The organism is Myxococcus sp. AS-1-15, assembly GCF_020037055.1.
In the GTDB taxonomy this organism is placed as follows: domain Bacteria; phylum Myxococcota; class Myxococcia; order Myxococcales; family Myxococcaceae; genus Myxococcus; species Myxococcus fulvus.
The window spans coordinates 948,008-961,473 of record NZ_JAIQDF010000001.1; the positions used below are offsets into that span (position 1 = coordinate 948,008).

Annotated in this window: 12 protein-coding genes; 8 read left to right on the plus strand and 4 right to left on the minus strand. The window is 70.5% G+C overall.

What is annotated here, in order from left to right:
• Window position 1: 1 nt before the first annotated feature.
• Complete coding sequence (locus K8625_RS03960; RefSeq protein ID WP_223781868.1) at window positions 2–1,765, minus strand: DUF885 domain-containing protein; 1,764 nt, start codon at window positions 1,763–1,765, stop codon at window positions 2–4.
• 74 nt (window positions 1,766–1,839) lie between these two features.
• Window positions 1,840–2,541: a sulfite exporter TauE/SafE family protein gene (locus K8625_RS03965; RefSeq protein WP_223781869.1), complete on the minus strand. Its 702-nt coding sequence runs from the start codon at window positions 2,539–2,541 to the stop codon at window positions 1,840–1,842.
• A 48-nt stretch (window positions 2,542–2,589) separates the two neighbouring features.
• On the opposite strand from K8625_RS03965, the gene K8625_RS03970 reads away from it, so the two are divergent.
• The 8 genes from K8625_RS03970 to K8625_RS04005 all read left to right on the plus strand — a co-directional run bounded on the left by K8625_RS03970 (window position 2,590) and on the right by K8625_RS04005 (window position 11,960).
• Window positions 2,590–5,097 carry a heavy metal translocating P-type ATPase gene (locus tag K8625_RS03970; RefSeq protein WP_223781870.1) on the plus strand — a complete coding sequence of 836 codons (2,508 nt, stop codon included), beginning with the start codon at window positions 2,590–2,592 and terminating at the stop codon, window positions 5,095–5,097.
• The gene (locus K8625_RS03975) at window positions 5,094–5,288 is read left to right on the plus strand and encodes a hypothetical protein (protein WP_046715444.1); all 195 of its coding nucleotides are present in this window, start codon (window positions 5,094–5,096) and stop codon (window positions 5,286–5,288) included. The genes K8625_RS03970 and K8625_RS03975 overlap by 4 nt, the downstream gene beginning before the upstream one ends.
• Window positions 5,289–5,292: 4 nt before the next feature.
• Window positions 5,293–7,659, plus strand: coding sequence for a cytochrome-c oxidase, cbb3-type subunit I (gene ccoN, locus K8625_RS03980; protein WP_223781871.1), 2,367 nt, complete (start codon window positions 5,293–5,295; stop codon window positions 7,657–7,659).
• Window positions 7,659–7,838: a cbb3-type cytochrome c oxidase subunit 3 gene (locus K8625_RS03985; protein ID WP_074950417.1), complete on the plus strand. Its 180-nt coding sequence runs from the start codon at window positions 7,659–7,661 to the stop codon at window positions 7,836–7,838. Before ccoN ends, K8625_RS03985 begins: the two co-directional genes overlap by 1 nt.
• Window positions 7,831–8,382 carry a cbb3-type cytochrome c oxidase N-terminal domain-containing protein gene (locus K8625_RS03990; RefSeq protein WP_141323792.1) on the plus strand — a complete coding sequence of 184 codons (552 nt, stop codon included), beginning with the start codon at window positions 7,831–7,833 and terminating at the stop codon, window positions 8,380–8,382. The genes K8625_RS03985 and K8625_RS03990 overlap by 8 nt, the downstream gene beginning before the upstream one ends.
• Window positions 8,383–8,410: 28 nt before the next feature.
• Window positions 8,411–9,832 carry a cytochrome c oxidase accessory protein CcoG gene (gene ccoG / locus K8625_RS03995; RefSeq protein WP_223781872.1) on the plus strand — a complete coding sequence of 474 codons (1,422 nt, stop codon included), beginning with the start codon at window positions 8,411–8,413 and terminating at the stop codon, window positions 9,830–9,832.
• Window positions 9,833–9,950: 118 nt separating this feature from the next.
• On the plus strand, window positions 9,951–11,315 hold the full coding sequence (hemN, locus tag K8625_RS04000; RefSeq protein WP_223781873.1) for an oxygen-independent coproporphyrinogen III oxidase: 1,365 nt from the start codon (window positions 9,951–9,953) through the stop codon (window positions 11,313–11,315).
• Window positions 11,316–11,417: 102 nt separating this feature from the next.
• Window positions 11,418–11,960, plus strand: coding sequence for a peroxiredoxin (locus tag K8625_RS04005; protein ID WP_223781874.1), 543 nt, complete (start codon window positions 11,418–11,420; stop codon window positions 11,958–11,960).
• A 63-nt stretch (window positions 11,961–12,023) separates the two neighbouring features.
• On the opposite strand, the gene K8625_RS04010 is transcribed toward K8625_RS04005, so the two are convergent.
• Together K8625_RS04010 and K8625_RS04015 are read right to left on the minus strand one after the other, a co-directional pair.
• Window positions 12,024–12,719 (minus strand): DUF4476 domain-containing protein, encoded by a 696-nt coding sequence (locus K8625_RS04010; protein WP_223781875.1) that lies wholly within the window; start codon window positions 12,717–12,719, stop codon window positions 12,024–12,026.
• Window positions 12,720–12,805: 86 nt separating this feature from the next.
• Complete coding sequence (locus K8625_RS04015) at window positions 12,806–13,414, minus strand: 2,3-diphosphoglycerate-dependent phosphoglycerate mutase (RefSeq protein ID WP_223781876.1); 609 nt, start codon at window positions 13,412–13,414, stop codon at window positions 12,806–12,808.
• Between the last annotated feature and the right edge of the window lie 52 nt (window positions 13,415–13,466).

Consider the following 13,466-nt stretch of genomic DNA (forward strand, 5'->3'; position numbering starts at 1 on the left):
GCTACTCTTCGCCGAGCAGCAGCTGGCGGACGATGGGCACGGGCGGGTAGCCGTAGGACACCACCTCGTCGTGGAAGCGCAGGAGCGAGAAGTCCTTGCCCCACTTCACGCGCGCCTCCTCGCGCAGGTCCATCAGCATCTTCTTGCCCAGCGCATAGACCAGGTACGTGGGGTCGGACGTCCCCCGGCGCGCCTCGCGCTCCGCGTTCGTCCTGGTCATGAACGCCTCCTCCTCGAACAGGCGCACCGCCTGCTCGTACGTCATGCCGCGCGTGTGCAGGGACAGGCCCGCCACGTAGCGCGCGAGCCGCTGGAGGTAGAGCGCCAGCTGGTTCAGCCGCAGCTTGTCCGCGCCCGGCCCCGAGCGTCCGCCGTAGCCCTCGTCGAGCATCATCTGCTCGGTGTACAGGCCCCAGCCCTCGGAGAAGGACGCGGAGCCGAGCAGCCGCCGCACCTTGGACTCCACCCGGTTGGTCCACAGGAACTGCACGTAGTGTCCGGGATAGGCCTCGTGGATGGACACGAGCGGCAGCGCGTGGTGGTTGTAGAAGCTCATGTGCTGCTCGGTCTGCTCGGCGCTCCACGTCGGGTCCGGCGGCGTGACGTAGTAGTACGCCTCCGTCGCGCGCTGCTCGAACGGGCCCGGCGTGCTCATGCTCGCGAAGGACAGCGAGCGGTTGAAGGACGGCGTCTCCGCCACCTGCGCGCGGACCTCGCTGGGCACGGTGATGATGCGCTCACGGATGAGGAACGCGCGGATATCCTCCAGCGTCGCGGTGGTGGTGGGCACCAGCTCCGCGGGAGTGGGGTGCTCCTTGCTCAGCTCCCGGTACACGTCCATGGGCGCCTTGCCCGGACCGAGCCGGCCCGCCACCTCGCGGAACCGGGCCTGGGTGCGCTTCATCTCCGCGTGCCCCCACGCGAGCAGCGAGTCGATGCTCTCCGTCACGCCCTCCTCGTAGAGGAGCTTCTGGCGGTAGGTGTCCTCGCCAATCGCGAAGTCGCCCTTCGAGCGCGGCAGCAGGTCCTCGCGCAGGAAGCGGATGTACGCGTCGATGGCCGCGAGACACCGCGCCTGTTCCCGCTGGAAGGCCTGGTTGAGCGCGGCGTCCTTCACGGGCGCGAAGGCCTGGGGCAGCGTCTGCGCGTAGAGCGCGCGAGTGCCCTGCGCCTGCTGGATGGCGATGTCGGTCCAGATTCGCGGCGGGTTGTTCAGCGCGGCCTGGGCGGCCGAGAACAGCTCCGGCACCTTCGTCATGCGGCCCACCGCCGAGCGCATCCGCTCCTCCAGCGGCGCGAAGTCGCGGTTGATGAGCTGGAACACCGCGTTGGACGCCTGTCCCAGCGCCGCGTTGGGGTTGCGCTCCCACGAGCGCACCACCTCGTAGTCGAGGATGCGCGCGCGGAAGTGTTTCTCCAGGATGTCGTAGTCGGCGCGGTCCTGCGCGGGCAGCGCGCGGCGGTCCACGGTCTTCGGTAGCGCCGCGAGCCGGTCCTTCAGATAGGCCAGGTGCGACGCGCGCTCCTCGGCGGTGAAGCCCCGCAGCTCGCCGTCATACGTGTGCACGCCGGCCGAGGTCGCGGACAGGGGGAAGCGGCGGAACTGCTCGTCGAAGTGCGCGTCGACGAAGCTCCGCAGCGCCACCTGCGCGGGCGCGAGCGTGGGGGCGGCCTGTGTCGACGGTGCCTCCGCGGTGGCGGTGCGCGACGTGGTGCAGCCCGTGGACAACAGCAGCAACGCGGCGAGGAGGCGTGGCGCGGTCATGTCAGCTCGGCGGAAGAGAGGGGAGGTGAGCCTCGCCGAGCCAGGGGCCCACGACAAGCGCGGGACGGCGACCCTCAGTGGCAGTGCGGCGACGTGTCCACCGCGCGCATGACGAGCACCGCCGCCGCGATGAGCGGCATTGCCCGACGAAGCAGGAAATCCGAGAGCCGCGGCCGACGGCTCCACAGGCTCGACTGGAGCTGCGCGCCGAGCAGCGCGGGAAGCCCGCCCAGCGCGAAGGCGCCCATCACCAGCGCACCACCACTGAACGAGCCGCTCGCGAGCGCCACCGCGAACACGCCGTAGAGCAGGCCGCAGGGGAGCAGCGGTGTCACCGCACCCATTGCGCCCGCTCGCGCCGTCGACGAAAACTTTGCGCTCCATCGCGCGATGGTGCCCGTGAGCCGCGCGAGCCCTGGGAGGGGAGGCAGGCGCTTTCCCACCTCCAGCGCGGAGGCCACCAGCGCGGCGGCCATCAGCCAGGGCAGATACGGGCGGGTGGACACGGCGAGCACGCTCGTGACGCCGCCGCCCAGCGCGCCCAGCAGGCCTCCCACGAGCGAATACGCGGCCAGGCGCGCGCCCTGATAGGCGAGCAGGGCTCGACGTCGCTCAGGGCCCTGGAGGGCGGGCAGGCCCGCGCACGCCAGCGGTCCACACATGAGGAAGCAGTGCACGCTTCCCGTCAGGCCCACCGTGAGTGCTCCCAGCGCACCCGCCACCAGCGTGGGAGTGGGAGTCAGCGCCGTCAGCAGCAGCGAGGTGTCGAGAGCCATGCACGACTCCTTCGCAACAGGCATGCCGTTCGCAAGGTGACAGCCTGCATGGCTGATCCCGCGCAAACCCGGCCCGACGAGGCCCTCTGCCTCCACTGTGGCAGCCGCGTTCCGGAGGGCGCCAGCTCGCGCGAGTTCTGCTGCGCGGGCTGTGAGGCGGTCCATGGCCTGTTGGTGTCGCAGGGGCTGACCCGCTACTACCAGCTCACGGGTGGCAAGACGTCGCCGGCGGCGGAGCCCGCGCGGGGGCGGGGGCTTGCGTGGTTGGAGCCGCTGGTGACGAAGGCGGAGGCGGCGCCGGGCGCGCTGTGCTCGCTCGAACTGGACGTGCAAGGCATCCACTGCGCGGCCTGCGTGTGGTTGATGAACGAGCTGTTCCGTCGCCAGCCCGGAGGCGCGGGCTTCACGGTGGACCCGGCGCTGGGCAAGGCGCGGATGCAGTGGCGGCGTGGTGCCTTCGACGTGGCGGGCTTCCTGCGCGCGGTGGAGGGCTTCGGCTACCTGTTCGGGCCCAGTCGCAAGCGGCCCGCGCCGGCGAGCCTGGATTTGCCCATCCGACTGGGCATCTGCGTGGCGCTCACGATGAACGTGATGTTGTTCTCGGTGAGCTTCTACGTGGGGCTCGCGCCCGAGGACGGCGAGCTCTTCGGGCTCTTCACGCGGCTGAGCCTGTGGCTGTCCACGGTGGTGGTGCTGGTGGGCGGCTGGCCGTTCTTCCGCTCGGCATGGCAGGGGCTGCGTCGGGGCGTGCCGCACCTGGACCTGCCGATTGCGTTGGGCATCCTGCTGGTGTTCGGCACGTCGCTGGTGCAGGCGCGCGGCGGGCGGGGAGACCTGGCGTACTTCGACACGCTCAACACCTTCGTGACGCTGATGCTGGTGGGGCGCTGGCTCCAGCAGCGCGTGTTGGAGCGCAACCGTCGCTTCCTGCTCGAGGACGATGGAGCCGAGGGACTCTTCGTCCGCCGACAGGAAGGGGACCAGCTCGTCACCGTGCGGGTGTCGCAGGTGGAGGAGCGGGATCTGCTCGTCATCGCGCCGGGCGACCTGGTGCCGGTGGACGCGGAGCTGCTCGATGCCCGCGCGCGGGTCTCCACGGATTGGATGACGGGAGAGCCGGACGAGCGCGAGGTGCTCGCGGGGCAGCCGCTGCCGGCGGGCGCGTTCAACGCGGGGCGCGAGGCGGTGCGGGCGTTGGCGACGCAGTCGTTCCAGGACTCGCCGCTGGTGGCGCTGTTGCGGCGTCCTCCGGAGGGCTCGGGGCGGAGCGCGGGGCACACGCGCTTCTGGGAGTCGGTGTCGCGGCGCTGGGTGGTGACGGTGCTGGCCGTGTCGGCGCTGGGGCTCGCGCTGTGGTGGCCGTCGGGGCCGGACAAGGCGCTCGAGGTGGCGGTGGCGCTGCTGGTGGTGACGTGCCCTTGCGCCATCGGCATCGCCACGCCGCTGGCGTACGAGTTGGTGCAGGCGCGGCTGCGTCGAGAGGGCTTCTTCATCCGCGCCACGGACCTGTTGGACCGGCTGCCGCTTGTGCGTCAGGTGCTGTTCGACAAGACGGGGACGCTGACGCTCGGTCGGATGGAGCTGGTGGACCGGAGCGTGGTGGAGTCGCTCGACGACGAGGCGCGGGATGTGGCCTTCAACCTGGCCTCGCGCAGCAACCACCCGGTGAGCCGGTGTCTGGCGGAGGCGCTGTTGCGCACGGGCGCCCGCTTCGTGCCGGAGGCCCGTGTCATCGAGCACCCGGGACAGGGACTCGAGTGGATGCGAGACGGCGTGTCGTGGCGGCTGGGGCGCGCGGACTGGCGCGCCGCGCGTGGCGGTGAGGTGTCGGAGGTGGCTGGCCTCGCGCCGCTGACCACGCAGTCGGTCAGTGTTGCTGCCGGGACCACTCCGGCGCCGGCCTCGGTGGGTGGTGCACGTGGCACGGTGCTCTTTCGCGACAACACTCCCGTTGCCGCCTTCCCCCTGCGTGAGGCGCTGCGCCCCGACGCCCGCCGCGAGGTCTCCGCGCTCCAGGCCGAGGGCCACGCGGTGTGGCTCATCTCCGGCGACGCTCCCGCGCGGGTGCGCGAGCTGGCGGGCTCGCTCGGGGTCCCCGAAGCGCGGGCGCTCGGCGGCCTGCGTCCGGAGGACAAGGCGTGCACGGTGTCGCGGCTGGGCTCGACGGACTCGCTGTACCTGGGCGACGGCGTCAACGACAGCCTCGCCTTCGAGCGGGCCCTGTGCGCGGGTACGCCCGCCATCGACCGTCCGGTGATGCCGGGCAAGAGCGACTTCTTCCTGGTGGGCGAGGGCCTCGCGTCCCTGCGTGAGGCCCTGCGCCTGTCGCGCGAGCTGCACCAGGTGGTGCGCCGGCTGCTCACGCTGGCCATCGGCTACAACGTGGTGGCCGTCGCCGTGTGCCTGGTGGGCTGGATGACGCCCCTGCGCGCCGCGGTGGCGATGCCCGCCACCAGCCTGGCCACCGTCCTGTTCACCGTGTGGAGCCTGTCCGCGCCCCGTGCACCCCGGCGCGACGCGGCGGGCCTCCCTCGCCCCACGGAGGTGCCCGCATGAACGTGCTCGTGCTCCAGGTCTTCGTGAGCCTGATGCTCGTGGCCAGCTCGGTGCTGCTGTTCGTCTACAGCATGCGCCACCGCGACCACGAGCAGGCGGACCGGCTCGCGCTCTTCCCGCTCGAGGAGGACAGCGCCCGCCCCGCGCGGCCGTCCGACGAGCGGACCTCGCCTTCGGCTTCCCAGGAGTGAATCCGTGCAACAACAGCGAATCGTCTACGACGACACCACGGTCCGCCGCTTCATCATCGCGGCGGTCATCTTCGGCATCGTGGGCATGGCGGTGGGAGCGCTGGTGGCCAGCCAGCTCGCGTGGTGGCAGGCCAACCTGGGCATCCCCTACCTGACGTACTCCCGCCTGCGCCCCCTGCACACCAACGCGGTCATCTTCGCGTTCGTGGGCAACATGATGTTCGCCGGCGTCTACTACTCCACGCAGCGCCTCTTGAAGGCGCGCATGGCGTCGGACCTGCTCTCCAACATCCACTTCTGGGGCTGGCAGCTCATCATCGTCGCCGCGGCGATAACCCTTCCCCTGGGCATCAGCACCTCCAAGGAGTACGCGGAGCTGGAGTGGCCCATCGACCTCGGCATCACCCTCATCTGGGTGGTGTTCGCCATCAACTTCTTCTGGACGCTGGCGAAGCGAAACGAGAAGAACCTCTACGTCGCCATCTGGTTCTACATCGCCACCATCATCACCGTGGCGGTGCTGCACATCGTCAACAGCCTGGCGCTGCCCCTGGATGGCCTCAAGAGCTACTCGGTCTTCTCCGGCGTGCAGGACGCGCTGGTGCAGTGGTGGTACGGCCACAACGCCGTCGCCTTCTTCCTGACCACGCCCATCCTGGGCATCATGTATTACTTCCTGCCCAAGGCGGCGGAGCGGCCGGTGTACTCGTACCGGCTGTCCATCATCCACTTCTGGGCCCTGGTCTTCATCTACATCTGGGCCGGCCCGCACCACCTGCTCTACACCGCGCTGCCGGACTGGGCGCAGTCCTTGGGCATGGTCTTCAGCGTGATGCTCTGGGCGCCGTCGTGGGGCGGCATGCTCAACGGCCTGCTGACGCTCAAGGGCGCCTGGTACAAGCTGCGCGATGACCCCGTCCTGAAGTTCCTCATCGCGGCCGTGACGTTCTACGGCATGGCGACGTTCGAGGGGCCGCTGCTCTCCATCAAGTCGGTGAGCGCGCTGGGCCACTACACGGACTGGATTGTCGGCCACGTGCACGGCGGCGCGCTCGGGTGGAACGGCTTCATGGCGGCCGGCATGTTCTACTGGCTGGTGCCCAGGCTGTACGGCACGAAGCTGCACTCGACGCGCTCGGCGGACGCGCACTTCTGGCTCGCGACGGTGGGCATCCTCCTCTACATCGTGTCGATGTGGGTCAGCGGCATCAGCCAGGGCCTCATGTGGCGCGCCACCAATCCGGACGGCACGCTGATGTACCCGAACTTCGTGGAGACGCTGCTGGCCATCCGGCCCATGTACATCGTCCGCTTCGTCGGCGGCTCCATGTACCTGGTGGGCTTCTGCATGATGGCGTGGAACCTCTGGAAGACGGCCCGCTCGGGCAAGGCCGTCGACGGCGAGACCACGGTGGTGGTGGGCGAGGAGTCGCACCACGCGGGCGCCCCCGTGCCCGTCCCGACGGCGCCGGCCTGGGTGCAGGTCATCACCGGTCGTCCGCTCATCTTCGCCATCGCCATCCTCACGGTGACGATGTTCCTGGGCTGGGCGAAGCCGGTGCGCGCGCTGGTGTTGATGGGCGGCATCATCGTGCTGGGGGAGCTGGCCTGGATCGTCACCCGCAGGGACCGCGAGGCGGGCCGCCCTTCCTGGTTCGCGCTCATCGAGGGGCGCCCGCTGGCCTTCACCGTGCTCACGCTCATCGCCATCCTCATCGGCGGCGTGGCGGAGCTGCTCCCCACCATCCTCATCCAGCAGGCGGTGCCCGCGCACGGCGAGGCGCAGAAGCCGTACTCGCCGCTGGAGCTCCAGGGGCGCGACCTCTACGTCCGCGAGGGTTGCTACACGTGCCACTCGCAGATGATTCGCCCGTTCGTGGCGGAGACGCAGCGCTACGGCGACGTGTCGCGCGCGGAGGAGTTCATCTACGACCACCCGTTCCAGTGGGGCAGCAAGCGCACGGGGCCTGATCTGCACCGCGTGGGTGGCCGCTACCCGAACCTCTGGCACTACACGCACCTGATGGACCCGCGCGCGACCAGCCCCGGCTCGAACATGCCGGCGTACCCGTGGCTCGCGGAGAACTCCATCAAGGTGAAGGACGCGCCCAGGAAGCTGACGCTGATGCAGAAGCTGGGCGTGCCGTACACGAACGCGGAGGTGGACGCGGCCGAGTCGCGGCAGAAGGCGCAGGGTGAGGCCATCGCCGCGGACCTGGCCACGCAGGGGGTCCAGTTGGCGTGGGACTCGGAGATGGTGGCCCTGGTGGCCTACCTCCAGCGCCTGGGCCGTGGACCGCAGGACGTGCCCGCGCCGTCGGATGTCGCGCCCACCGCGTCGGCGGCGGGCGTTCAGGAAGGGAGCCGCTGATGTACAAGCAATTCTACCAGGGGATGACGCTGGAAGAGCTGCCGCTCTTCGCGCTCGTCCTGTTCATCGCCGTCTTCCTGGGCGTGTGCGCCTGGGTCTTCGGGGCGCGCCGCAGCCAGGACTTCGACGCGCTGTCGCAGCTGCCGTTGTCGGAGCGCGGGGAGGGCGGCCATGAGTGACGAGAAGTCGCCGGTGCTCCACGTCTATGACGGCATCGAGGAGCACGACAACCAGCTGCCCAACTGGTGGCTGGCCATCCTGTGGACCACGCTCGTCTTCGGCGCGGGGTACTGGTTCTGGTACCACGTCGCCGAGGTGAGCCCCGGCCAGCTGGGCGAGTACGCCGCCGAGTCCGCGGAGCATGCCCAGCGCATGGCGAGCAACACGCCCGCCTCCGACGAGCTGCTGCTGGCGCTGGTGAAGGACCCGACGTCGCTGGAGAACGGCAAGGGCGTGTTCCAGGCCAACTGCGCCGCGTGCCACGGCGCGCAGGGGCAGGGGCTCATCGGCCCCAACCTCACGGACGGCTTCTGGCTGCACGGCGGCTCGCCCATGGCCATCCACAAGGTGGTGGCCGACGGCGCCGTGGCCAAGGGCATGCCCGCGTGGGAGCGCACCCTGGGCGCCGAGCGCGTCAAGGCCGTCACCGCGTACCTGCTGACGCTCAAGGGCACGAACGCGCCGGGGGGAAAGGCCCCGCAGGGCGAGCCGGAGACGCCGTAGTCCTCTCGCTCCACCAGGAACCCACGTCATGGCGACAGCACCTCAGCGAGACGGCCCTCCGCGCATCGACCAGTTGTCGTCCATCCACGCGGATGGCTCGCGCAAGGCCATCCATCCCTCGGACGTGAGCGGGCGCTTCATCACGCGCAGGCGGGTGATGTTCGCGGTGCTGCTCGGCATCTACGTGGCGCTCCCCCTGGTGGACGTGGGGGGACATCCCGCCGTCCACCTGGATGTGGCGGCGCGGCGCTTCTACCTGTTCGGCGCCACGTACAACGCGCAGGACTTCTGGCGCGTGCTCTTCCTGGGCACCGCGCTGGGGTTCGGCCTGCTGTTCGTCACCGCGTGGCTGGGCCGCGCGTGGTGTGGCTGGGCGTGTCCGCAGACGGTGTTCCTGGAGGGCCTCTACCGTCCCATCGAGCGGCTCTTCGACGGGCCCCGCGAGCGACGGCTCAAGCAGGAGACCTCGCCGTGGACGCCTCTGCGCGTGGCGCGCGCGACGGCGAAGCACGGGGCCTACGTGGGCGTGTCGCTCCTCGTCGCGCACGCGGCGCTCAGCCTCTTCGTGTCCGCGGGCGGGCTGGTGTCCATGGTGTCCAGCGGCCCGGCCACGTCCCCGGTGGCCTTCACCTGGGCCATGGCCGTCACCGGCGCGCTGTACTTCAACTTCGCGTGGTTCCGCGAGCAGCTCTGCGTCGTGGTGTGCCCCTACGGCCGGCTCCAGTCGGCGATGCAGGACCGGGACTCGCTCATCGTCGGCTATGACACGCGGCGGGGCGAACCCCGGGGGCGGATGGTGAAGGTGCTCCCCGCGCACGCTGCGCCGCCCCGGGGCGACTGCGTGGACTGCCGCAGGTGCGTCACCGCGTGCCCCACGGGCATCGACATCCGCCACGGCCTGCAGATGGAGTGTCTGGCGTGCGCGCAGTGCATCGACGCGTGCGACGAGGTGATGGACCGGATTGGCCGGCCGCGCGGGCTCATCCGCTACGACTCGCTCAAGGGCCTGGCGGGCGAGCCCCGCCGCATCCTGCGCCCCCGGCTCGCGCTGTATGGCCTCCTGTTCGTCGCCTCCGTGGTGGGCCTGGTGTGGACGCTAGCCCGCCGTGTGCCGTTCGAGGCGAACCTGCTGCGCTTCCAGGGGATGCCCTACCTCGTCGAGGAGGGGCAGGTGCGCAACCAGTTCGAGCTGCACCTGGTGAACAAGAACCCGGAGCCCACCACCTTCACGCTGTCCATCCAGGCGCCGCCGTCCGCGCGGGGCGTGATTCCGCAGTCGCAGGTGAAGCTCGGCTCGCTGGAGAGCTTCCGGGTGCCGCTGTTCATCCTGGCGCCCCAGGGCAGCACCGAGGTGCCGTTCAACTTCATCGTCGAGGTGGCCGACTCCGCGTCGGGCGAGGTGAAGCGGATGGAGGCGCGCTTCCTGGGACCGCCGTCCAAGGCCCGCTGAGGCGGCGGACGAAAATCGTGCGCGTCACCCGGGGGCCTCCGCGGATTCTGCGCGAGGCCCTCCGTTCTGCGGGCGCGCGACGTGGCACGCGCCTTGGATTGGGACGAGGGGCATGGACATGCTTCCAGGAGTCCCCCGTCCGTCGCCGGAGCTGCTGGGCCGGTACAACGTCTCCGGGCCGCGCTACACCAGCTATCCCACCGCGCCGGAGTGGCGGCCGGACTTCGGGCCGGAGGCGCTGGAGGCCCGGCTGCGGGTCGCCGGAGCGCAGGACGAAGCCTCGCCCCTGTCGCTGTATGTCCACCTGCCGTTCTGCCACAGCCTGTGCTGGTACTGCGGCTGCAACGTGGTCATCAGCAAGGACTCGAGCGCGGCGGACCGGTACCTGGACCACCTGGTGATGGAGCTGTACCTGGTGGCCGAGCAGCTGGGCCCCCGTCGCGCGCTGTCGCAGATCCACTGGGGCGGCGGCACGCCCACGTTCCTCACCGAGCAGCAGCTGGAGCGGCTGTGGACGGAGCTGATGCGCCGCTTCACGCTCCTGCCGGACGCGGAGGTCGCCATCGAGGTGCACCCGTCCGTGACGACGTCGGGCCAGGTGTCGCTGCTCCGGCAGCTCGGCTTCAACCGGCTGTCCATGGGACTGCAGGACTTCGACCCGCGCGTGCAGGAGGTGACGAACCGGCTGCAGACACCCGAGCGCACGCGGGCGCTGCTGGACCACGCGCGGGAGCTGGGCTTCACCGGCGTGAACTTCGACCTCATCTACGGCCTGCCGTACCAGGAGCCGGAGGGCTGGGCGCGCACGCTGGAGACGGTGCTGGCGATGCGTCCGGACCGGCTGGCCGTCTACTCCTTCGCCTTCATGCCGGACGTGCTCAAGCACCAGAAGCGGATGCCCGCGGACGCGCTCCCCAGCGCCGAGGTGAAGATGGAGCTGTTCCGCGCGGCCTACGCGGGCTTCGTGGGCGCGGGCTACCAGGCCATCGGCATGGACCACTTCGCGGTGCCCGAGGACGAGCTGGCGCGCGCCCTCTCCGAGCGACGGCTGGGGCGCAACTTCCAGGGCTACACGGTGAAGGCCGCCTCGGACGTGGTGGCGCTGGGCAGCACGGGCATCAGCGACGTGGCGGGCGCGTATGCGCAGAACGTCCGTGCGCTGCCCGCCTACTACGAGCGCATCTCCCACGGCCGACTGGCCACGGAGCGCGGGCTCTTGTTGACCGAGGACGACCGCAAGCGCCGCGCCGTCATCACCCAGCTGATGTGCAACGCGTGGGTGGACCTGGGCGAAGAGGGCGTGCGCGACTTCGCGCCGGAGCTGGAGCGCCTCGGGACGTTCGAGGAGGACGGGCTGCTGGTGCGCTCGGGCTCGCAGCTGGAGCTGACCGCGCTGGGGCGGCTGTTCGTGCGCAACGTGGCCATGGTGTTCGATGCCCGGCTCGCCCGGGCCGAGCGACCGCGCTTCTCCCGGACCGTGTAGGAGGGCGGGCAGGCGGGCCTCGCGGGCGTCCGCTCCCCTGGCGTGCTCGCCGGGCAATGACCACCTCTTCCTGGCGCCCTCGCGCGCGATGGGGAGGTGGGCATGGCGGGCCTGGAGCGAAGGACGGTTCGACGGGGCCTGAAGGGCGCATGCCTCGTGGGCGCGCTCCTGGCCGCGACGCTGGCGAGCGCCGCGCTGAAGCAGGGCGAGGTGGTGCCGGCGTTCTCCGCCGAGGACCTGCGGGGTGAGAAGCACAGCAGCCAGGAGTGGCGCGGCCGGCGCACGTTGCTGGTGGTCCTCACCGACAAGGACGGCGGCGAGGCGATGCGGCGCTGGTTCGACGAGGCCGCCGCGCTTGGCGTCCCCGACTCGGTCCACCGCGCCTCGCTGCTCTCCTTCAAGCTGCCCTTCTTCGTGGGCCTGGGGACGGTGCGCGAGAAGGCCCGGAAGAAGGTCCCGGAGGCGGTCTGGTCCGACACCTGGCTCGACAAGAATGGAGACATGGGCAAGCGACTGTCGTTGCCGTCCAGTCGCATGCCGTATGCCTTCGCGCTGGATGAGCAGGGGCGGGTGCTCGCCGCCGTGCACGGCGAGGTGGACTCCCCGGAGGCGAAGGCGCTGCTGGAGCTGCTCACGCGGCCCTAGAAAGACGAAGGGCGCCGCGGTGGGATTCCCCGCGACGCCCCGGTGCCTCTTGGATGCTTCGGCTCAGCGCGCGGACAGGATGTCCTGGGCGCGCTTCTTGTCGGCGGAGAACGTGAAGGCGTTGAAGAGCAGGTAGTTGTTCTCCGTGTCCAGGATGCGCGGCTTCACGATGCGCAGGACGTTGATCTTGTCGTCGCTGAACTGCATGCGCTCCATCAGCCGCTGCACCTGGGAGACCAGCAGGTAGTTGTCCTGGAGTCCCATCTGGAGGACGCGGAGCTTGTCGTCGGTGAACGTCTCCCGGGAGATGGCGTCGTACCAGCGCTGGAAGGCGCTGTCGCTCATCGGCCGGACCATCGGCTCCGGCGGCGGGGGCGGCGGGCGCGGCATCACCGTGGCGAGCAGCGGGGCCTCCTCGACGTGGCGGGCCACGCCGTCGAGCACGTCCTGGGCCTTGCGCACCTTGGCGCGGGTGTCACGGTCGGCCCGGTCCTCGATGTCCTCGAGCAGCTTCTCCAGGCGCGCCAGCTTCTGCGCCAGCTCCTCGCGGCCCACCACCACCAGCGTGCCGGTGTGGTTCTGCGGCGGGTAGTTCTGCCCCGGGTTGTGGCGCGGCGGGTAGTTCGGCGGCTGCGGCTGCGGCTGGGGCTGCGGCATCGGCCGGCCCGGCGGGGGCGGACGGAACTTCTCGGCGGCCGCGTCTTGCGCGAAGGAGGTGGAGGCGGACAGCAGGGCGACTGCGAGCGCGAGGGCCTTCATCGGGGCTTCCTTGTTCGTGTACTCAACATCTCGGACGAGCCGTCCCTCTTCGCATTCATTCCGCCCTGTCGACAAGGCCCCCACCCTCAGGGAGAGGGGGTTCGTTTGGACAGCACCGTTCCCTCGGGGGACAGCTCGTAGAGGAGGGGAACCCCGGTCGCCAGCTCCAGCCCCACCACCTGCTCGCCGGTGAGCTGGTCCAGCTTCATGACCAGGGAGCGGTTGGAGTTGCCGTGCGCGACGACGAGGACGTTCTTGCCCAGGCGCAGGTCGCCGCCGATGGCGCGCTCGTAGAAGGGCAGCACCCGGCGGGCGGTCATCTCCAGGGACTCGCCGTTGGGCGGCGGCACGTCGTAGGAGCGCCGCCAGAGCTTCACCTGGGCCTCTCCGAAGCGCTGGGCCGCGTCCGCCTTGTTGAGGCCCTGCAGGTCGCCATAGTTGCGCTCGTTGAGGGCCGCGTCGCGGATGATGGGGGGGCGCTGGCCCAGGGCCTCCAGGATGAGCGCCAGCGTCTCCTGGGCGCGGGTGAGCCCGGACGTGTAGGCGACGTCGAAGGTGAGTCCCTGGAGCGAGCGCGCGGCGGAGCGCGCCTCCTCGCGGCCCTTCTCGGTGAGGGGCACGTCCACGAAGCCCGTGAAGCGGTTCTCGTGGTTCCATAGGGACTGGCCATGACGGACGAGGGCGAGGAGGGGCATGGCCTCCTGCTAGCCCAACCCGGGCGTCACGGCCAGGGTGGACGCGGGCGGG